Origin of the sequence: Rhodococcus sp. NPDC077669 (assembly GCF_040686915.1) — a bacterium.
In the GTDB taxonomy this organism is placed as follows: Bacteria; Actinomycetota; Actinomycetes; order Mycobacteriales; family Mycobacteriaceae; genus Rhodococcoides; species Rhodococcoides fascians.
In genome coordinates, this window is the sequence record NZ_JBFBMD010000025.1 from 21615 (window position 1) to 41190 (window position 19576).

The 19576-nt window shown below is 64.0% G+C and carries 20 protein-coding genes; 16 read left to right on the forward strand and 4 right to left on the reverse strand.

What is annotated here, in order from left to right; translation table 11 throughout:
* The first annotated feature begins 228 nt into the window (after positions 1-228).
* The 12 genes from AB0P23_RS21240 (at position 229) to AB0P23_RS21295 (ending at position 11130) form a co-directional block, all read left to right on the forward strand.
* Complete coding sequence (locus AB0P23_RS21240; RefSeq protein ID WP_027495727.1) at positions 229-1227, forward strand: substrate-binding domain-containing protein; 999 nt, start codon at positions 229-231, stop codon at positions 1225-1227.
* 34 nt (positions 1228-1261) lie between these two features.
* Entirely contained in the window at positions 1262-2251 is a 990-nt protein-coding gene (locus AB0P23_RS21245) for an ABC transporter permease (RefSeq protein ID WP_206497880.1), read from the forward strand.
* Positions 2248-3030: an ATP-binding cassette domain-containing protein gene (locus AB0P23_RS21250; RefSeq protein WP_283542440.1), complete on the forward strand. Its 783-nt coding sequence runs from the start codon at positions 2248-2250 to the stop codon at positions 3028-3030. The genes AB0P23_RS21245 and AB0P23_RS21250 overlap by 4 nt, the downstream gene beginning before the upstream one ends.
* Positions 3008-3934 (forward strand): PfkB family carbohydrate kinase, encoded by a 927-nt coding sequence (locus AB0P23_RS21255; protein ID WP_283542439.1) that lies wholly within the window; start codon positions 3008-3010, stop codon positions 3932-3934. Before AB0P23_RS21250 ends, AB0P23_RS21255 begins: the two co-directional genes overlap by 23 nt.
* On the forward strand, positions 3924-4574 hold the full coding sequence (locus AB0P23_RS21260; RefSeq protein ID WP_027495731.1) for a nucleoside/nucleotide kinase family protein: 651 nt from the start codon (positions 3924-3926) through the stop codon (positions 4572-4574). Before AB0P23_RS21255 ends, AB0P23_RS21260 begins: the two co-directional genes overlap by 11 nt.
* Positions 4575-4610: 36 nt before the next feature.
* Positions 4611-5621: a LacI family DNA-binding transcriptional regulator gene (locus AB0P23_RS21265; protein ID WP_283542438.1), complete on the forward strand. Its 1011-nt coding sequence runs from the start codon at positions 4611-4613 to the stop codon at positions 5619-5621.
* 32 nt (positions 5622-5653) lie between these two features.
* Positions 5654-6676 (forward strand): class II fructose-bisphosphate aldolase, encoded by a 1023-nt coding sequence (gene fbaA, locus AB0P23_RS21270; protein ID WP_027495733.1) that lies wholly within the window; start codon positions 5654-5656, stop codon positions 6674-6676.
* 93 nt (positions 6677-6769) lie between these two features.
* On the forward strand, positions 6770-7177 hold the full coding sequence (locus AB0P23_RS21275; RefSeq protein WP_032366806.1) for a YciI family protein: 408 nt from the start codon (positions 6770-6772) through the stop codon (positions 7175-7177).
* Between the two features lie 8 nt (positions 7178-7185).
* Positions 7186-8343, forward strand: coding sequence for a DUF6596 domain-containing protein (locus AB0P23_RS21280; RefSeq protein WP_363799263.1), 1158 nt, complete (start codon positions 7186-7188; stop codon positions 8341-8343).
* A gap of 110 nt (positions 8344-8453) precedes the next feature.
* The gene (locus AB0P23_RS21285; RefSeq protein WP_052068695.1) at positions 8454-9449 is read left to right on the forward strand and encodes an alpha/beta hydrolase family protein; all 996 of its coding nucleotides are present in this window, start codon (positions 8454-8456) and stop codon (positions 9447-9449) included.
* A gap of 64 nt (positions 9450-9513) precedes the next feature.
* On the forward strand, positions 9514-9729 hold the full coding sequence (locus tag AB0P23_RS21290) for a DUF2945 domain-containing protein (protein ID WP_027495736.1): 216 nt from the start codon (positions 9514-9516) through the stop codon (positions 9727-9729).
* Between the two features lie 192 nt (positions 9730-9921).
* Positions 9922-11130 carry a ricin-type beta-trefoil lectin domain protein gene (locus AB0P23_RS21295; RefSeq protein ID WP_363799238.1) on the forward strand — a complete coding sequence of 403 codons (1209 nt, stop codon included), beginning with the start codon at positions 9922-9924 and terminating at the stop codon, positions 11128-11130.
* On the opposite strand, the gene AB0P23_RS21300 is transcribed toward AB0P23_RS21295, so the two are convergent.
* Positions 11112-13118: a hypothetical protein gene (locus tag AB0P23_RS21300; protein WP_032367296.1), complete on the reverse strand. Its 2007-nt coding sequence runs from the start codon at positions 13116-13118 to the stop codon at positions 11112-11114. The genes AB0P23_RS21295 and AB0P23_RS21300 overlap by 19 nt on opposite strands.
* A gap of 41 nt (positions 13119-13159) precedes the next feature.
* Entirely contained in the window at positions 13160-14401 is a 1242-nt protein-coding gene (locus AB0P23_RS21305; RefSeq protein WP_027495739.1) for a carboxylate--amine ligase, read from the reverse strand.
* A 454-nt stretch (positions 14402-14855) separates the two neighbouring features.
* Here AB0P23_RS21305 and AB0P23_RS21310 point away from each other — a divergent pair, with 454 nt between their 5' ends.
* From AB0P23_RS21310 to AB0P23_RS21320, 3 genes are read left to right on the forward strand one after another with little or no spacing between them, the layout of a single operon-like run.
* The gene (locus AB0P23_RS21310; RefSeq protein WP_032367295.1) at positions 14856-16154 is read left to right on the forward strand and encodes a glycoside hydrolase family 16 protein; all 1299 of its coding nucleotides are present in this window, start codon (positions 14856-14858) and stop codon (positions 16152-16154) included.
* 54 nt (positions 16155-16208) lie between these two features.
* On the forward strand, positions 16209-16550 hold the full coding sequence (locus AB0P23_RS21315) for a GNAT family N-acetyltransferase (protein ID WP_032366803.1): 342 nt from the start codon (positions 16209-16211) through the stop codon (positions 16548-16550).
* A gap of 40 nt (positions 16551-16590) precedes the next feature.
* Positions 16591-17166 (forward strand): hypothetical protein, encoded by a 576-nt coding sequence (locus tag AB0P23_RS21320; protein ID WP_045842080.1) that lies wholly within the window; start codon positions 16591-16593, stop codon positions 17164-17166.
* A gap of 18 nt (positions 17167-17184) precedes the next feature.
* Here AB0P23_RS21320 and AB0P23_RS21325 read toward each other — a convergent pair whose 3' ends face one another.
* A complete protein-coding gene (locus AB0P23_RS21325) occupies positions 17185-18117 on the reverse strand; it encodes a hypothetical protein (protein WP_363799242.1) in 933 nt (310 codons plus the stop codon).
* Positions 18118-18197: 80 nt separating this feature from the next.
* On the opposite strand from AB0P23_RS21325, the gene AB0P23_RS21330 reads away from it, so the two are divergent.
* On the forward strand, positions 18198-18812 hold the full coding sequence (locus AB0P23_RS21330) for a TetR family transcriptional regulator (protein ID WP_051365040.1): 615 nt from the start codon (positions 18198-18200) through the stop codon (positions 18810-18812).
* Between the two features lie 15 nt (positions 18813-18827).
* Here AB0P23_RS21330 and AB0P23_RS21335 read toward each other — a convergent pair whose 3' ends face one another.
* Positions 18828-19553, reverse strand: coding sequence for a YoaK family protein (locus tag AB0P23_RS21335; protein WP_045842079.1), 726 nt, complete (start codon positions 19551-19553; stop codon positions 18828-18830).
* Between the last annotated feature and the right edge of the window lie 23 nt (positions 19554-19576).

Genomic DNA, 19576 nt, shown 5'->3' on the forward strand with positions numbered 1-19576 from the left:
TGGATGCGCGCGGAATAGCTGGGCGATCGGGCACTATTCCGCGCGCGGATGGCAAACGCGCGCGCGTTTGTGGGAACTGGGGCTGATCGGGCTGAATCGAGTCGTCGCCGGCCGGTCGGAAAAGTTTTCGGAATTATTTCGCGAAAGCGCATGCGCAAGCGCTTGTATTGGTCGTACGCTCCTGCAATCGAGCGACGCGACCTGCGGAGCGAGGACAAGGGAGTCCAGATGTTCAATCACCGTCGGAAGACCACGCTGACGATCGGAACCGCGTTGATGGCCGGTTCCCTCGTACTCGGACTGACTGCATGCAGCGGTTCGGATTCGGACAGCGTCAAGGTCGGACTCATCACCAAGACGGATTCCAATCCGTACTTCGTGAAGCTCCGCGAGGCAGCTCAGGCCAAGGCGGACTCCAGTGGAGCCGAACTGGTCGCTCTCGCAGGTGCATTCGACGGTGACAACGAGGGTCAGGTCGCGGCGATCGAGAACCTGGTCGGCCAGGGTGTCAAAGGCATTCTGATCACCCCGAACTCCTCCACCGGAGTCCTCGACGCGATCAAGAAGGCACGCGACGCAGGCGTCGTCGTCATCGCCCTCGACACGGCCACCGATCCCGAGGACGCGGTGGACGCGACCTTCGCGACCGACAACAAGGCGGCAGGCGTCAGCCAGGGCGAGTGGGTCAAGGGCACGTTGGGAACCACTGCACCCCAGGTCATCATGCTCGACGGCACCGCGGGCGGCACCGTCGACACGTTCCGTCACGACGGCTTCCTCGAAGGAATGGGCCTGACCGACAGCTCTCCCGAGATCGTCGGCCAGGAGAACACCAACGGCGACCAGACCAAGGCGCAGACGGCCATGGAGAACCTGCTGCAGCGCGCTCCGGGTGTCAATGCGCTCTACACGATCAACGAGCCCGCCGCGGCGGGTGCCTACCAGGCGATTCAGTCCGCAGGCCGCGCCGATCAGATCACCATCGGCTCGATCGACGGTAGCTGCACCGGTATCGCGAACGTCAAGTCGGGCATCATCGGTGCGACGGTGCTGCAGTTCCCGGCGAAGATGGCCGAGCAGGGCGTCGACGCTGTGGTCAAGTTCGCCCAGGACGGCACCAAGCCCAGTGGCTTCAACGACACCGGTTCTCAGCTGGTCACCGACAAGCCTGTTGCCGGAATCGAATCCCAGGACACCGCATGGGGCGAAGCGAATTGCTGGGGCTGATCGCAGAAATCCGTCGAGGACCAGGAACTGATTCGTGAGTACCGATACTGCCGCGCCTCCCAAGGCTCCGAGCCGGTTCAACGTAGGAACCATCCTGCGTGAACCGCTGCTCGGGCCCATGGCCGCGCTCGTCATCGCCATCATCGTGTTCAGCTCGATTTCGAGCTCGTTTCTCAACCCGCAGAACGTTTCTCTGATTCTGCAGCAGTCCGTGGTGGTCGGCATTCTGGCCGTCGGCCAGACGCTCATCATCCTCACCTCCGGTATCGATCTGTCGATCGGCGCGGTGGCCGTGATGGGCACCATCGTCATGGCGCAGACCGCAGGTGCCAACGGCCCGATCGTGGCGCTCGGCTCGACGCTCGCCGTCTGTGTCGCATTCGGCGCGATCAACGGCGGCTTGGTGACGGTACTGAGACTGCCGCCGTTCATCGTCACCCTCGGTACCTTCACCGCGATCCAGGCGGCCACGAGACTGTTGGCCGGATCCGAGACGTACCAGGTGCCGAGCGGACCGCTGACGCTGCTGGGGACGTCGTTCAAAATCGGCAGTTTTTCCACCACCTACGGCGTGGTGGTGATGCTGCTGGTGTACGCCGTGATGTGGTACGCATTGTCCCAAACATCCTGGGGCAGGCACATATACGCGGTGGGTGGTAGCCCGCAGGCCTCGGACCGCTCCGGCATCAAGTCCGGTCGCGTGCTGTTCTCGGTCTACATCGTCACGGGTGTCATCGCCGCGATCGCGGCATGGGCAGCGCTCGGGCGGATCCCCAATGCCGACCCGAACGCCTATCAGAACGCCAACCTCGAAACGATCACCGCGGTCGTCATCGGTGGAACCAGCCTGTTCGGTGGCCGCGGCACCGTCATCGGGACTCTCATCGGAACTCTGATCGTCGGGGTGCTGCGCAACGGGCTCACCCAGGCCGGCGTCGACAGCCTGTACCAGAACGTCGCGACCGGCATTCTCGTCATCGTCGCGGTGGCCGTCGATCAATTCGCACGCAGGAGGTCACAGTGACTGCCCCCCTCGCTCTGGAAGCACGTGGTCTGGTCAAGACGTACGGCAGCGTGACGGCCATCAACGGCGCGGATTTCGAGCTGCGGGCCGGTGAGGTACTGGCAGTGATCGGCGACAACGGTGCCGGAAAGTCCAGTCTCATCAAGGCTTTGGCCGGAGCTGTCATTCCGGACTCGGGAGAGATCCTGATGAACGGCTCGCCGGTGTCGTTCAAGAACACCCGCGATGCCCGGGCGGCCGGGATCGAGACGGTCTATCAGGACCTGGCCGTCATTCCTGCGCTCGACATCGCCTCGAATGTCTACCTCGGACGCGAGATCAAGCGCAAAGGCATCAGCGGCAGCATCTTTCGGCGATTGGACATGCCGAGAATGCGCGACGAGTCGTCGAAGCATCTGCAGGACCTCAAGATCGGGATCAAGTCGGTCAACCAGGCCGTCGAGACGTTGTCCGGTGGGCAGCGTCAGGGCGTCGCAGTGGCTCGAGCAGCGGCATTCGGCCGCGGGGTGATCATCATGGACGAGCCGACCGCAGCTCTGGGCGTGCGGGAGTCGGGCATGGTGATCGACCTGATCCGAACGATTCGCGACCGTGGGATACCCGTGGTGCTCATCAGTCACGACATGCCGCACGTGTTCGAGGTCGCCAACCGCATCCACATCCACCGCCTCGGCAAACGCGCAGGCGTCGTGGATCCGAAGAAGCGCACCATGTCCGAGGTCGTCGCGCTCATGACCGGCGCGGAGGAGCCGACCGATGAGGAACGCGCCGGCCTCTGATGCGTCTCGCCCGGTCGGCGTTTTCGTCGGGCTGGCGACACTCGATGTGATTCATCGAGTGTCGTCGCCGCCGGCGTCGAATCAGAAGATCACGTCGAACGCGCAGTTCGTTGCGGCCGGCGGTCCTGCCGCCAACGCCGCCGTCACGTTCGCCGCACTGGGTGGTACGGCCGTTCTCGTCACTGCGCTCGGGGACGATCCGGTGGCTGCCTTGATCAAGGCAGAGCTTGCGGAATGCGGTGTGCGCGTGGTCGACTCGATCGCGGGCACCGTGAGAGCAGTACCCGTCTCGGCCGTGACGGTGATCGAGTCGACGGGAGACCGGTCGGTCGTCTCGGCCGACGCCGTGCACTCCGACGCCGCGCCGCCGAACGATCTCGATGCCGTGCTCGCCGGTGCCGACGTCGTACTCGTCGACGGCCACCACCCCCTGATCGCCCGCGCCGCCGTGGAACATGCGGCGGCGCGGGATACCACGTCGGTCGTCGACGCCGGACGCTGGAAACCCGTGATGAGCGAGCTGATTCCGTTCGTCACGGACATGGTGTGCTCAGCGGACTTTCGCACGCCCGGAGCGTCGGACACAGCTGCCACTGCAGCGACGTTGGTGCGCTCGGGCGTACGCACGGTTGTCACCACCCACGGCGGAGAGCCCGTCGAATTCTGGTCCGAGGGCAACTCCGGCTCCGTGGCCGTCGAGGCGGTCACCGTGGTCGATACACTGGGAGCCGGCGACGTCTTCCACGGCGCGTACGCGTACTACTCGACGCAGTCCGGCTCCGTGCAGGAGCGTATCCGACGGTCGGCTCGCGTTGCGGCGCTGCGCTGTTCGGTGATCGGCCCCAGAGCGTGGCTACGCGAACTTCCCACCCACGTATTCGAAAGCGACAACAGTGAGCAATGACCGACAGGTGCAGGAAGCATCCCTCGACGAACTCGTGGAGCTGGCCGGGCGGCTCGCCGTGCCGGGAGAGCGGCACATACTCGGCCTGACCGGTGCACCGGGTGCCGGAAAGTCCACCGTGGCACAGCAGTTGGTGGATGCACTGGGCCCCGAGCTTTCGGTGCTGGTTCCGATGGACGGATTCCACCTGGCCAACGAGGTGTTGATCGAACTGGGCAGGCTCGATCGCAAGGGCGCACACGATACCTTCGACGACGGCGGCTATGCGCGTCTCGTCGCCGCGATTCACGATCAACGCCCCGGCGATCCGCTGGTGTACGCACCGAAGTTCAGGCGAGAGATCGAGGAATCGATCGGGTCCGCCGTACCGGTCCCGTCGGACGTTCCGTTGGTGATCACCGAGGGCAACTACCTGCTGATGCAATCCGACGCATGGCCTGCTGCACGGGCGATGATCGACGAGGTGTGGTTCCTGGCTCCCCACACGGCCGTTCGGCACGAGCGTCTCGTCGCGCGGCACGAGGCGTACGGGAAATCGCCCGAGGAAGCGCAGTTCTGGGCATTGGGTTCGGACGAACGCAACGCCGAGCTCATCGGTTCGACCGCCCAGCGCGCCGATCGAATCCTGCGATTGACATGAGACCGCCGGCATCCGATACCCACGGAGACGACTGACATGCCCACCATGGACGACGTCGCTCGGATCGCCGGAGTGTCGGTATCGACGGTCTCGCACGTGCTCAACGGAACTCGTAAGGTCAACCCGGCCACCCGGCAACGCGTCGACGCTGCCATCGTCGAGATCGGATATCGGCGCAACGTCGTGGCGCGTTCTCTCGCGGCCGGTCGAACCCACACGGTGGGGCTGTCGATCGCGGCGCTGACAAATCCGTATTTCGGCAGCCTCGTCTATGCCGTCGAGCAGCGGTTGTCGGAGGCAGGTTACGTGTTGATTCTCGGTGACTCGCACGACGAGCCGACGTCGGAGCGGCGCGTCACCGATTCGCTGTTGGACCGTCAGGTCGACGGCATGATCCTTGCGCCTGCGGCCGGCTCGGAGGAGTCGACGATTCCCGAGATCATGCGCAGCGGAACACCTCTCGTGCTGATCGACCGTATGCTGGATATCCCGTGCGATCAGGTGGGCCCGGAGAACGAGCAATCCGCGTACGAGCTGACGGCCCATTTGCTCGACGCCGGCCACGAGCGAATTGCGATCGTCCGCGGAATCGAGGGTATCTCCTCCACCACAGAACGTTTCGCAGGTTATGCCAGGGCGCTCGGCGACCGGGGAATCGAACTCGACCCTTGGTTGATCCTCGAGGGAAGGTCCAACGTCGAGGTGGCCGAGACGGAGGTACGTCGACTGCTGACGGGCGCGGACCGGCCTTCGGCATTGGTGTCGATGAACAACTCGATGACCATCGGTTCCCTCAAAGCAGTTCGCGGCCTTGGTTTGTCGATCCCCGACGACCTGGCGTTCGTGTGCTACGACGATTTCGAGTGGTCCGATCTGTTCGAGCCGCGCCTGACGGCCGCCGCGCAGGACGTGCAGACCATCGGCAGAACCGCCGCCGACCTGTTGATCGGTCGAATCGAAGGCCGTGACGACGCGCCGCGGTCCATTTCGGTACCGACTACGTTCACCCACCGCAATTCGTGCGGCTGCGCTGCAGCAGCACGCTGAAGACCAGCCGCACCCGAAAGAGAGAACAGCCCATGCCGATTGCCAGTCCGGAACAGTACGTCGCCATGTTGGACCGCGCGAAGGAGGGCGGGTTCGCGTACCCGTCGATCAACGTCACCAGCTCACAGACGCTCAACGCGGCGCTGCAGGGATTTGCCGAAGCCGAGAGCGACGGCATCATCCAGGTGTCGGTCGGCACCGCGCTGTACCTGTCCGGCAATGCCGTGCAGAACCGCTTCGCCGGCTCCAAGGCGCTCGCGCAGTACGCCCACGAAGTGGCGCAACACTATTCGATCTCGGTGGCCCTGCACACCGATCACTGCCCCGCAGAGAACCTCGACGATTGGGTGCGCCCACTGCTGGCCGACGCGATCGAACGACGCTCGCGCGGCCTGGCACCGCTGTACCAATCACACATGTGGGACGGCTCCGCTGTGCCGCTCGACGAAAACCTGCGTATCGCACGGGAACTGCTCGATCTGTCGGTCCAGGCCGACACCATTCTCGAGATCGAGGTGGGAGTGATCGGCGGGGAAGAAGACGGGGTGTCTCACGAGATCAACGAGCAGCTGTACTCCACCGTCGACGACGCCCGCGCCACGATCGCCGCGCTCGGTGCAGGCGAGCGTGGTCGCTACATGACGGCGCTGACCTTCGGCAATGTCCACGGTGTCTACAACCCGGACTCGGTACATCTACGTCCCGAGATTCTCGACGAGATCCAGTCGGTCGTCGGTGCCGAAACCGGAAAGGACAAGCCGTTCGATCTCGTCTTCCACGGTGGATCGGGCTCGAGTGCCGCCGATATCGCGTCGGCAGTGGCCAGCGGGGTGATCAAGATGAACATCGACACCGACACCCAGTACGCGTTCACACGGTCCATCGCCGGCCACATGATCGGCAAGTACGACCAGGTTCTCAAGATCGACGGCGAGTACGGCAACAAGAAGGCCTACGACCCCCGATCGTGGGGCAAGCCGGCCGAGTCGGCCATGGCAGCACGCGTGGTCGAGGCAACCCAGATGCTCGGCTCGGTCGGACGCACGATGCGGTGAAGTTTCTCGGTCGAGTGTGTAGAAATCGGCCGACCGGCTCCGTCCCAGGGGCGAATGCAGAAAGAATGACTGCATCCGACGCTAGGAGACATCATGGCCAAGTACCTCATGCTCAAGCATTACCGCGGGGCCCCCGAGCCTGCCGGCTGGATTCCGATGGACCGGTGGACTCCGGCCGAAGTACACGACCATATCCAGTTCATGCAAGACTTCGCCGCCGAGCTCGAGAAGACGGGCGAGTTCGTCGACGCGCAGGCCCTGGCCCCCGAGGGAACATGGGTGCGGTCGGACGGGGCCGGAAAGCCCCCGGTCACCGACGGTCCGTTCGCGGAGACCAAGGACTTGATCGCAGGTTGGATGGTCATCGACGTCGAGTCCTACGATCGCGCACTCGAACTCGCCGGGCAGCTCTCGGCAGCACCCGGTGCCGGTGGTGAGCCGATCGGCGAATGGCTCGAGCTGCGTCCGTTCATGGAGGCCCCCGCCACGATCGACGAGTGACGGCACTGGTGGATCCTTACCTGCTGCGGATGCTGACCCCGTCCGTGATCGGCGTTCTCGTCCACCGCGGAGCAGATTTCGCGGCGGCCGAGGACGCCGTCCAGGAGGCGCTGGTGCAGGCGGCCTCGGTGTGGGGAGCGTCGGCAGAGGCGGGTGACGCGCCGTCCGACCCGAAGGGGTGGCTCGTTACCGTGGCATGGCGCAAATTTCTCGACTCCCAGCGATCGGAGAAGGCTCGACGGGATCGAGAGAACCGGGTTGCGGCCGAGCCGGAACCGGGCAGTGTCCACGGCGTCGACGACACACTGCAGTTGTTCTTCCTCTGCGCGCACCCGGTGCTGACACCCGCAGCAGCGGTAGCGCTGACGTTGCGTGCCGTCGGGGGTCTGACGACGCGGCAGATCGCGCAGGCGTATCTGCTGCCGGAGAAAACCATGGCCCAGCGCATCAGCCGAGCCAAACGGGCGGTGCGCGACGTCCGTTTCGACGCTCCGGGTGACCTCTCGACGGTTCGGCGGGTGCTGTACCTGGTGTTCAACGAGGGGTATACCGGCGACGTCGATCTCGCGGCCGAGGCGATCAGGTTGACGAGGCAGCTCGCGACCCTGTCCGACGACGCGGAGACCGCTGGACTGTTGGCGTTGATGGTGTTGCACCACGCCCGGCGCGCTGCGAGAACAGGCTCCGACGGCCGGCTGATTCCCTTGGCCGAGCAGGATCGGTCGAGCTGGGACACCGTCTCGATAGCCGAGGGAGTTCGGATTCTGCAGGCGGCGCTCGCTCGGGATCGGCTGGGCGAGTTCCAGATACAAGCCGCCATTGCCGCCTTGCATGCCGATGCGCAACGGGTCGAGGACACGGACTGGTTACAGATCGTCGAGTGGTACGACGAGTTGCTCGCGATCACCGACAGTCCGGTAGTACGGCTCAACAGAGCTGTCGCGGTGGGGGAAGCGGACGGCCCGGCCGCCGGACTCGCGGCGCTCACCGCCGTCGATTCCGCAGTACCGCGGTACCACGCGGTGGCTGCGCATCTGCACGAGAAGGCCGGCGATCTCCGGTTGGCGGCCGAGCTGTTCGTGCGGGCGGCCGAGTCGGCGTCCTCGGTGGCCGAGCGGCATCATCTGACGCTGCGCGCCACTCGAATTCGTACCGCAGGTTCGTAGAGATACCTGGAAACAGCGAACGGACCGGGCGGTTTTGTAATCGGATCGTTAGCGGTCGAAAGCGGAATTCGTGCAACCCTCGTATGGTGCTGATGTTGCCTGTGGGACAGATGAGAAAGAAGCTGACTCGATCCACCGCGGTGGTGACGGCGGCCGTACTGGCGTCGATAGTGTTGGCCGGAAACCCGGCGCAGGCGCTGCCGGGCACTACCGGATCGGCCGACGCGGCAGTCGGGGCCGTCGGAATCCACCAGGTGTCGGCAACGCGCGCGGTGCTGAACGTGTTCTCTCCGTCCATGAATCGTGTCATCTCCAACGAGGTGCTGCACTCGCCCGGAGGTGGTCCCGCGCCCACGCTGGTTCTGCTCAACGGTGCCCTCGGCAACGAGGACGGGGTCGGCTGGCTCAACAACTCCGGCGTCGAACAGTTCTTTCTCGACAAGAACGTCACCGTCGTCGCACCGATCGGCGGTCGGTTCAGCTTCTACACCGATTGGCAGACAACCGACCCGGTGCTGGGGACCAACCTCTGGCAGACCTATCTGAGCCGTGAACTACCCGCGGCCGTGGACGCCGCCTACGGCTCGACGGGCAAGCGCGGCGTCGCGGGCCTGTCGATGAGCGGTGGCCCGGCGTTGGATCTGGCGATCCAGGCTCCCGACGTGTTCGACGCGGCCGCGTCGTTCAGCGGATGCCCGGCACCGTCCAATCCGCTTGCCACCGCAGGCATCTCGGCCATGATCGCCGGCGGACTCAACAACCCGTTCAACATGTGGGGGTTGCCGGGAAGTCAGGGATGGCGAGACCACGACCCGTCGCTCAATGTCGAACGACTTCGTGGAACGGCGGTGTACGTGAGCTCGTCACGCGGTGCGCCCGGCGCCGTGGATCGCATTCCCGACGGTGCCGTTCCGCCGTTCGGCGGCATGGCGGTCGAAGCGATGGTCAACTACTGCACATCCATCTTCGTCGACGCCCTGCGTCGGGCCGACGTTCCGGCGACGGTATCCATGCGCGACGAAGGTGCGCATACCTGGCCGCTGTTCGAGGACCAGTTGCGAGAGGCCTGGTTCACCACACTGGCTCCGGCTCTGGGAACCAGCTGATTGCGCCGACGCGCTCGTGGGTAAGTGTCGATGGACAGACCACCGACGAAGGGATCACCGGAACATGTCGAAGGACGATTTGCACAAGGGCGACAAGGTCGAATGGCAGACCCACGGAACTACCACCGAGGGAACGGTGCAGGAGAAGATCACCTCCGAGACCGAAGCCGCCGGCCGCAAGGTCAAGGCCTCGAAAGACGACCCGCAGTACCGCGTCGAAAGTGACAAGTCCGGAAAGGACGCAGTGCACAAGCCCGAATCGCTCGACAAGAAGGACTGATCTCGCTCCGTAAGCTGCTCGAAAGTTGCTCCTGCTGACGATCTGTACCCTCGGCTGGGACGGATCGTCACTTTGGAGGCAACGATGGGGACGACCCCGATGCGGATTGTTCGTGCACGTTCGCGTCTCGGTCGGTGGGGTAGCGGTTGCCGCACGGGGAGGGCTCTTGTCGCTACGGGGACGCTGGCGACCGTGTCCGTACTCGTCGTGGGCTGCGGCGTGTTCTCCGGGGACTCGACCACGGACGCGGACACACCGTTTGCAGTGACCTTCACCGGGCAGATCGAGTCTCCCGACACGCTCTGCCTCGATGGAAGTGACACCGACACCGTCCGTCTCGCGACGTGCAACGGAACGCCGGCGCAGCAAGTAGTCGCCGAGGCCGACGGCACGGTTCGGTCGCAATCGCAGTGTCTGGTGCCGAAGAACAGCGAGACCGCAGCCGGTGTACCTGTTGTCCTCGGAAGTTGCGACGACAGTGCGGTCGCCAGTTGGACAGCGGGCGAATCCGGTGCGATCGGGCTGACGGGCACCGGCCTCTGTCTCGCGGACGACGCACGGCAGACCTCTCGGCGTGTGGCCGTGCTGGCCGAATGCGACGGCTCGTCGGTGCAGACGTGGACACCGGTAGCGGCCGCAGAACCGACCGCCGACAACCCCGGAGGAATTGCTGCACCCACCGGGGATCTGCCCGGCTGGAAGCAGATATTCGTCGACGAATTCACCGCCCCGTCCGCCACCGGCAGTTGGTCCAATCAGTGCGACCCCTCGAAGGTCGTCTACACCGGAGCCGAGGGCCAGCGGTGGCGCACGTATCCGTCGTGCTATTCCGACACCTACGACAAACGGCCGTATCGGCCCGATGCAGTGCTGTCCACTGCCGACGGCGCTCTGCAGTACCACCTCGGTCAGGTCGACGGCGTTCCGGCCGGAGCGAGTATCTCCCCACTGATCGGTGCCGACCAGTATCAGACGTACGGACGATATTCGGCGCGTCTGAAAGTCGATTCACCGGATCTGTCCGAGTACTACGCGGCATGGTTGCTCTGGCCGCAATCCGAGAATTGGCCGTACGACGGCGAGTTCGATTTCCCGGAAGGTGCGCTGTCGGGCAACGTCGGTGGGTTCCATCATTTCTCGGGCGAAGGCTCGTGCGCCGACGGGTGCAAAACGCCTGCCCTCGACATCGGCGCGCAGTTCACCGACTGGCACACCTACACCATGGAATGGTCACCGGGAAGGATCCGGTACCTCCTCGACGACACGGTCGTGTTGGACTCCACCGACTTCGTGCCGTCCACGCCGATGCGATGGGAGCTGCAGACCGAAACCAAGGGAGACGGCAACAGCGAGGGCAATCTGATCCTGGACTGGGTCTCGGTCTACTCCTGGAACGGCTGATACGCAGCCCGCGCCGAGCGCTCGGCACCCCAACTGCGTTCGATGTAACCGACGATCGTGTCGATGTCCGCGTTCGGAATCTTCTCCGGCTCACCCTTTTCCAACGGATCCGTGTGGAAGATGTACAGGCGAGACGCGAATTGCTCGAACGGTAGCGAGCCTTCGCCCGCGCGTTCGCCGTTCCCTGCCGTTCCGACGACGACTCCGTCACCCCAATCCTGCCCACTGTCGTTGTTGGGATTGAAGAAGTAGACCCGCATGACGCCGTCGGGATCGGGGGCAACCCGCAGAATGGCGATGGCGTGCCACCCCACATACCGTGCAGCGCTGTCGGTTACGGCCACCCCGGCGGGTTGCGGGTGGATCAGCGGCTGATGGCCGTTGTACTCGGGGTGATAAGCGGCATGGAACTGCCGCAGGAAACCATCGAGATCGACCAGATTTCCGGTCGCGACGTCCACGTCGATATGGAACTCGCGGGCCGACCACCACCCGTGGAATTCGGGATTGACCCAGCGATGCGGATCGCCCGGTCTGTCGGCGCAGCGTCGGACCATCTCGGCGTAGATCCGGTCCAGGTGCGGAACCAGAATGAGCGATGCCGGGTCCAGATCGACCGGATCCGAGGTCGCGACACCACTTTCGCTGTCGACGGACGAGATCGACTGGCCCTCGAAGTGCATGACGATCTCTTCGTCTCGTGCCGCCCACACCACCATCTGCAGCAGGTAGTCGGGATCGTTGTACGCCCACATCGACAGCGCGCGCGCCGACTGGCACGTGGGATTGTCGCCCTGGCCGACACCGAGCGGTTGTCCGAGCATGGAGAGCAACCCACCGAGCAATCGCGACTCCGGTGCCGGAACCGGACCGAAAGTGGTGATCAAGCGTTCTCGCACTGCGGGCGCGAGGGTGAGCGATAGTTGACGCCACAGGGACGGCACGATCGGCGGCTGATGCAGGATTCCGCGGTCGAGGAGCAGTGCCAATCCGTAGAGACTTTGCGCCGTCTCGGGATACACGGTTTCTTCGATCAGACGGTGGACCAATTCCGGGTAGCGAGTGAGGCACGTACGCCCGGTGTCGGACAGCCCCAAGGCCTCGGGCAGGACATACGAGTAGTGGTCGACGAGATATTGCGTGAGTGTGGCATGGTACGGCGAAACGAGACCGGTGTCGTGCATCGCCCGTGCGAAACCGCGGGCCTCGAATTGCAGTGCCTCGACGTCCATGGCCTCGAGCCGGTTCCGGTAGACCTCCACGCCCGGGTCCTCGCGGCATGCGTCGGTGGTGCCGAACAACGCCGTGGTCAACCGATCGAGTCCTTGACCGGACGTGCCGAGATCGACGGTCGGGTCGTCGCGATAGATCGCAATGCGCGTGACCATGGACTTGATGGTGTCGACCTGGATCGGACGCTGACGCAGAATCCGCCAGATCTCCTCGAGCAACTCGTCCAGCACACTGTCGTAGCCGATTTCCCCGGCAACGTAGCCGAAGAGATCGCGGATCAGATGTGCTGTCCGACCCGAACGGACTCGTTCCGATTCCGAGGGCGGGGTGAACAACACCTCGAGGTTCAGGGCGAGTACCTGGGAGAGGAAGCGTCGCGCATCGTCAGCTGTCACTGCGGGATGCTCGTACTCACCGGCGACGATCGCGACCATCCGCAACTCGCTGGCTGCTTCGAGAACCACGGTGTCGTCGTTGCCACTGCGCAGGCTCGGACCCACGAACGCGGGAACGAGAATGTCCGGCTGCGCCCAGTCCGTACCGGCGAACAGCCCGGCGTTCTCCAGCACCGCGGCGCGTTCGCGTACCGCGCCACAACCGCCGGGCTGCAACAACACTCGGTGCACAGAATCCAGAACCCGTCGCACCTTGGTGCTCTTGCTGAACTCCGGTGCGGCGGCCAGCGCGTCGACGGCGTGATCGAGTTGCGCCAGCCGCGACACCAGAGCCTTGTCGATCGGTGCAGCGTCGTTCATCGTCTGCGTCGTGGGTTCGTGGTCGTTGCCGAGTTGCTGCTTCACACGTAGAAGTCCAGTTCTTCCTGTTGCTTGAGCAGGTCGCGCATCCGGTACGGATCATCGCCGAAGAAGTACAGCAAGCCCCAGTGGGTACCGAAAGCCGTTCTCTTGGTGACGGTTTCCTCGACCGGTGCCGACAGGTCGTTGGTCTCGTAGTAGTCGTCGTCGGCGGTCACGTCGGGGATGACGAGATCGCTCACGACGCGTCGCCGTGGGTACACACCGAAGCATCCCGCGTGACCGGTGGCATCGACCACCTCGCGCGGGAAGAAGGCGTCGATCTCTTCCTCGGTGGTCTTCGGGTCGAAGGCGAGGGCCAGGCCCTGGTACGCGTTGAAACCGTACGCCCTTTCGAGGAGCTCGAACACCTTGAAACCTGGTGGACGATAGGCGACTTCGCCGAAGTACATTTCTCCGTCGCTGGTGACGAAGTACTCCGGATGGATGAACCCGAACTCGATGTCGAACGCCTTGATGAGCTTCTCGATCTGAACCGTGATCTGCTCGCGGTACTTCTCGAGCTCCGGCGTCGCGGGGACGAACACCGAATACCCGAGCGTGACGTACTCGGAGATGTTGAGGAACTTGATCTTTCCGTTGTGGATCCACGCCTCGACAGCGAACTCCCAGCCGTCGAGATGCGACTCCATCAGTACCGGGAACTCCTCGTCCGGGATGGAGTCGACTTCGTCGGGGGTCCGAATGACGCGGTGGCCCAGGCATCCTGCCTTGTCGAAGGCCTTGAGGTGGATGGGGTCGTTCGGGTCGCCGTCGAGTTTGAGCAGCGTCTGGTTCACCCGACGCAGAAAGCGGATGACGTCCTCACGATCGTGTGCTTCCTCGAAGATGCCGACACGAATGCCACCGAGCTGTGCGCGGCGCTTCATCAGTGCCTTGTCTCGGAGCAGCATCGCCTGGCCGAACAACCTCGGATTGCCCAGCAGCACGGAATTGATGGCACCGGCCCACTCGACTGTCTCCTCGTACAGCGGTATCGCTACATCGACGCCTTTGTCTCGGAGAGTCTCCGCGATCTCGAGCGACCTGTCGTTGAGTCGCTCGAAGTTCCACGGTAGGTACGGAATGTCATGCTCGGTGCAGTACGCCTCGGCCCACTCTGGCGCGACGACGACGTAGCGTCGATCGAACGCGTCCAGGGCTTCCACTGCGGCCAAACTCCAGCCCAGCAGCGCTACGAAGCCTTTGTTCGGGTCTTTCTCCAGCCTCTGTGGCCGATCCATGAAGTTCCTTTCCCTTGTGATGCGCGGTCGAGGTCCTTCGCTCCACCGTACAGAGGGTGTTCGGTGCCGCTTTCCGGACCCGGTGCTCGGGAAGCCGCGATGCTGTGCGCACCGTCCCTCGAATTGTCGCGCCGGATCCTGCACGGGGCTGGCGATGCGCTCGTTTGCCAGCGAAATGATCGATATGACGTCCTAAAAAGTCCAGATGCATGATTTGCTCGACAATTCGATTCGCGTGAATAGATTTTCGATCCGGAGCAACTAGTTTAATATTTAATCGCTAATTCGTACCGGTCGTATTTCTTTCAATTACGCCTCTGAGCAGGCGTTTCAGGGCGAATGCGAATTCACTGCGCAATGTCTGAATCATCCCTATGATTCGAGATGCCGGCAATCAATTGTATTTATCCGCCGTGTATCCAATGCGATGTTCGGTCTCTCGAAGGATGAAACCATGACTGTTTCGGGCCGTGCTGTTCTGAAGCGTTCCTTGGTGACGCTCGGAACCACCGTATTACTTTCGGCTTTCGTAGTTCACGCGCCACAGGCCGCGGCCGCCACCTCGGGACAGATCAAGACGCCCGCAGGGTTCTGCCTGGACAACAAGGGCGGCCTCACCGGACAGAACAATCCCGTCCAGATCTGGGATTGCAACGGTACCGGCGCGCAGACGTGGACCGGTACCGAGGACGCCACGATTCGAGTGCAGGGCCGATGCTTGTCGCCGGCATCGGGCTACGCGGCGGCCGGCGTCGCGTTGACGACGTGGGCGTGCAACGGCAAGCCCGCGCAGCAATGGTCGATCCGTGGGGACGGCTCGATCTCGTTGCTGCAGAAGACCGGCCTGTGCATTCAGAATTCGCGTGAGGTCAACGGAAACCGACCTGTGTTGGCGAAATGCAACGGGTCTGCTGCTCAGAAGTGGATCACCGCGACCACGCCGTTTCCGACGACACCGCCCACGACGACGCCGCCCACGACGCCACCGACCACTCCGTCCACCACGCCCAGCGGGGTGGCAGCGCCGGTGGGCGACCTACCCGGTTGGAAGCAGATCTTCGTCGACGACTTCGCGAAGCCTTCCGCCGTCGGCAGTTGGGCCAACGACTGCGATCCCACCAAGATCGTCTACGTCGGTGCGCAGAATCAGAAGTGGCGCACGTACCCCAAGTGCTACAAGGACACCTATCAGAAGCGCCCGTACCGAGCGGACGCCGTGCTGTCCACGCACGACGGCCTGCTCGATTACGGATTGCACAATGTCGACGGTGTCCCGGCCGGTGCCAGCGTCTCACCGGTGATCAACGCGGCCGGGCAGAACCAGACATACGGAAGATACACAGCGCGATTCAAGGTCGATTCGGCAACTCTAGCCGAGTACTACGTTGCATGGCTGCTGTGGCCGCAGTCCGAAAGATGGCCTGCGGACGGCGAAATGGACTTCCCCGAAGGAAGTCTCGCGGGGCAGGTCGGCGGATTCCATCACTACTCGGGTGCCGGTTCGTGCGTCGGCGGCTGCCAGGACGTCGCTCGGAACATCGGCGCGAACTTCACCGATTGGCACACGTACACCATCGAATGGTCCCCGGGTCGCGTTCGCTACATCCTCGACGACACCGTGGTTCTGGACAGCACCAAGTGGGTTCCCTCGGGTCCGATGCGCTGGGAACTGCAGACCGAGACCAACGGCACCGGAAACAGCAACGGGCATCTGTTGCTGGACTGGGTTTCGGTATACAGCTGGGTAGGCTGACCCGGCCGCGTACCCAACCGACTGGGGCGTGCCATCGAGAGAAGGGGAGCGTCGATGACGGTCGACAAAACCGGTGCCGAGGTCGAGATCGCCCAGCAGGCGGACAGGTTCACGATTTCGGTCGAGGGCACGCAGGTCGGCTTCACCGAGTTCGCCGACGACGAGCAGGGCAGGCGCGTCTTCTTCCACACCGAAGTGGATGCGGCCTACGGCGGACGTGGTCTGGCCACGATCGTCGTTCGACACGCGCTCGACGCGACGCGTTCCGAGAACAAGCACGCCGTCCCGATCTGTCCGTTGGTGGCCGCGTTCGTCGGCGAACATCACGAGTACGACGACATGGTCGAGCCCGTCACGGACGATATTCGGCAGTGGTTGGCCGACCAGCAGGGATGATTCGTCGACCGATCGCCGGCGACGTGCGACGATCTGCACCATGACCGATCCCGGACACCGCCCCGGTGGCACCCATCTCTACCGTCGGTTGGTCACCCGGTCCGACGGCCCCTTGACGCCCGTTCGGGCGGCCAGGAGGCTCTCGGCGTACATCTACGGCAACATCCTGGTCCTCGCCGCGGTTGCCGCCTCCACGCCGAGTTCCATCGGGCACGGGACGGCGGCTGTTCTCGTAGCGGCCACTGCGGCAACGACTTTTCTCGCGCATGTATTCGCCGATTTCGTCGCCGGGAGCCAGATACCGGAGGCGCACGGTGATGCGACGGACGAACAGCGCACGTTCGAGGCCATCGAGGAATTCCGGGATGCCGTCCCCATTCTGAGCTCCGGGACGTTTCCGGCGGCGATGCTGGCGCTCGGGTGGCTGTCGGTGCTTCCGGCACAATGGGCCGAACTGCTGGCCGGTGCGGTGATCGTCGTACGAATCGCCACCATACCGATTGTCACGGAACGAGTTCGCGGGAACCGTCCGACGTTTCGGGCCCTGGTGATCGGGCTTGCCACTGCCGTCGTCGCGGCGCTCATCGTGCTGGCGAAAGTCTTCTTGGGTCACTAGCTGCCCCTCGTGGACGGATCAACCGCCGAACTCTGCGTGCAGCTCCGGCAGAAACCCTGCGAGGTGGTTCATCTCCTGTCCGCAGTGCAGCAGCAGATCTCGGGCGAGGTCGAGTCCGAGAACGAGGTCGCTCGGATCCACGGACGTACCCCGGCGAACTGCGCACACGGCCTGCTTCGGATCGGGAACGTGCAATCCTCGTAGGTTCAGATAGAAGCGGCTGCGCATCTCGGCACCGCCCTGTACCGGCCGAACCTGATGGGCGAGCCAGCCCAGATCCACCGGTGCGATGGAACTTCCCACTCGGCCGAAGACGACCGTCTGGTCTGCGGGAACGTCGAAACCGTGTGCAACAGGGTCACGGAAGCCGATACCCAGCTGCTGAAGCTTCGGGCCGACGTACTCGTCGACGAACGATGTGTTGCCGATGTACTTCGCCCTGTCCTGAATCGCGTGGACCGTGCGGTCCTCGGCGAGCGCGGCGTGGAGGTGGGCATCGGGGTGCCACAGTTTGTAGCGGGCCGCCTCGGCGGAATGCCAACCGAACCACCAATCCCACATCGCTGCCGTGACCCGGGGCATCGCGGTGCGCACCGCCACGAACGTCATGCCGTCGGCGCGTCGTCCGTAGCCGGTTTCGATCGCCGAATATCCCGTCGGCGCGAGATCGGTTGTGATGGAATCGAAGTGCGGGACCCACTCGGGCGCTATCGGCGGCCCCCCGACTGCGTCGGTCACGACGGCCGGTGCCGGTGTCGTCCGTGCGGCGAAGAAATGGGCATAGGGCCGTTCTCGGTCGATGTCGCGGTAGCCCTGGTACCGCTCGCCGCAGTCTTCACTCGAACCGGTGCCGGGAGTTGCGGCCGCTCGTGCCGCGGGGCCGAACACAGCCGTGGCTGCAGCCGCGGCGGCACCCACCATCATTTGTCGTCGCGACGGGCCGCGGCTCATCGGGCGGGGTTCCTCAACATCGGTTGAGACTATGACGTGACTTCGGCAACTGTCAATGGTGGGGCACTAGACTCCGTGGTATGAGTCCTGCCCGTCCCAAGGACGACGAGTCGAGAGTGCGTCGGCGCGACGAAATCGCCGCGGCAGCAATCGAAGTGTTGGCAACGCAAGGTTTTCGCGGCTTGACGCACCGGGCGGTCGACGCTGCAGCAGGATTGAGCCCCGGGTCGGTCAACTACCACGCGCCCACTCGCGGACGACTGTTGCACCTGGCGCTCGAGCTGTTGTTCGCCCGCGACTACGACACTGCCGGCGCGACCTTCGGTGGTCTGGTCGACGTCAAACCACTCACCGTGGACATCGTCGTGAACCGCATCATCGACTTCATCGAGGCGATGACCACCGGAGAAGCAACGAAAAGAGTGATCGCGCGCAGCATCCTGCTCGGTGAAGCGCAACATGATCGGGAAATCCGCGATCTGTTCGACTCTCAGCGGGCCGCGTTCGTCGCGTACACCCAGTGGATAGTCGCGTCGTTGGAATCCGAAGACCCCCAGGGGGATGCGGAGATGCTCGTCGTCATGATCGAGGGTCTCGTGGGGAGGCAGGTGCTGATCGGATCGCGGCTGCCACGTCCCGTCGTCGACCGAATGCTGCGCACGATCGTCGGCGCATCCCCGATGGTCACCGATTAGCCGATCAGCCACCGATCAGCCGAGCAACGAGTTCCGTTCGGTGTGGGTGAACGTGAAGATCGTTGCACCGAAGCTGATGAGCGCAGTGAGCAGTAGCACCTGCGGCCCGGTGATCACGACGCCGATGAACGCACCGACAGCACCTCCCGCTGCGAAGGAGCCCAGAAGCGTTGCGTAGCAGAGCCAGTCGTAGTGTGTTCCGCCGCCGAAGAGGTGACGCTCGATTCCCTGGCCGAGCTTGACCACCGTTCCGGTGACGTAACTGAGCGGGATGTACGTCTCCTCCTTCTTCGTGAACGCGGTGTTCAACGCGCCCAGCGCGAAGGCGACGAGGAGGATCGGGTAGAAGTTCACATTTGCCGACGACCACCCGGAGACGGCGATGTCGATCAGACCCGCCGCTCCCAGCGCAACGGTGGTCAACACCGTCGCTCCATGGGGGTGGTTGGACCAGTAGCGGCGCCGACAGATCGACGAGACGATCACGCCGCCGAGAAACGCGGCCATGAGGGCCAGTGCGGCCCAGGGTGACGCCCCCGGTGCCACCTCCTTGCCCTCCGGATGGCCGAAGTGTCCGACGACGGCTCGTTCGGTGTTGCCGGTCATGAAGGTCACGAAGTAGCCGGCGGAATGCAGGAACGCGACCGCACCCACCATGCCTGCCAGTCCGGACAGGATCCAGGACAGACGAGCTTCGGCGCCGACGGCTGTTTCGCGGCTGATCGCCAAGGGGGAAGTCATGACTCGATTCTCCGGGCGTGAGC